The following is a 992-nucleotide window of genomic DNA, read 5'->3' on the forward strand; positions in this document are numbered from 1 at the left end:
TGTTATAAACACAAATTAGTATTAAAATTTCATTTTATTTTAATCATGAAACAGGATCTATCCAAATTTTATGTTGCTGACATGTTGTCTATTCATATTTTAACGTACCAAATAACCTTCTTAAATGGAAACAATGATTTAGAATCATTGTTTCCTATTTTTTTATATAAATAAACATCATAACTTTATTTCAAATCTACAAAAGATGTTTAAAAAAGTAGAGAGACATAAAACACTATGTCTCTCTACTAAATACTACTTTCTACAACTAACAAAATATTTTTACTAATTCTACTGCGCAAATTTTAATGTATCAATGCTGGATATCACGAAAAACCTCCTCCAATTTTTCATCTGCACGGTCTGAGAAAAACATATCTAAGTTAGCTTGAGTAATGGCTGCCATTTCTCCAGCGTATGCAAACATTTTGTCTTCATAGATTTTAATTGCATCATCCAAATTAGAATGATTAATGATGGACAGCGCTAGTTCTGCGCCATCCAGCATGGCCAAATTTGCTCCAGCACCAGCAAAAGGAGACATTAAATGAGCGGCATCACCGATAAGCGTAACTCCAAATCTATTTTCCCATCGGTGATGCACAGGGAGCATATAGATTCTTCTAGGGATTATTTCTCCATTCGCACATAAAATATATTTTTTTAAATCGTCTGACCAATCGTCGAAATATTCCAACAATTCTTTTTTAGCCTTCTCTGGTTCATGAAAGGACCAGTAAAACCTAAGTATACAATAGGACATCCGGAATTTTAAAGAAAGGGAATACTAATAATAAATTACTTGTTCCTGACAGAAGCGATCTTACCTTATTGTCGTAGTCAATTATTGATGCTCCCATTACGATACCCTTTTTTTGATAAAAGGGGGTACCGCCACATCACCATCAAGCTAAGATTAAAGGACTCCCAAAATAAAATTATTATCTCTCTACGGTTATTTATTTGAATTTAGCTCGTTTTTTTGTTTTGGG

1 protein-coding gene is annotated in these 992 nt (G+C 32.7%); it reads right to left on the reverse strand.

From position 1 onward, the window contains the following. Positions 1 to 313: 313 nt before the first annotated feature. A complete protein-coding gene (locus ABWK52_RS24860) occupies positions 314 to 604 on the reverse strand; it encodes an FAD-dependent oxidoreductase (protein WP_233276719.1) in 291 nt (96 codons plus the stop codon). Between the last annotated feature and the right edge of the window lie 388 nt (positions 605 to 992).

It is taken from the genome of Bacillus sp. AP50, from assembly GCF_040492675.1.
GTDB classification, from domain to species: domain Bacteria; phylum Bacillota; class Bacilli; order Bacillales; family Bacillaceae_G; genus Bacillus_A; species Bacillus_A cereus.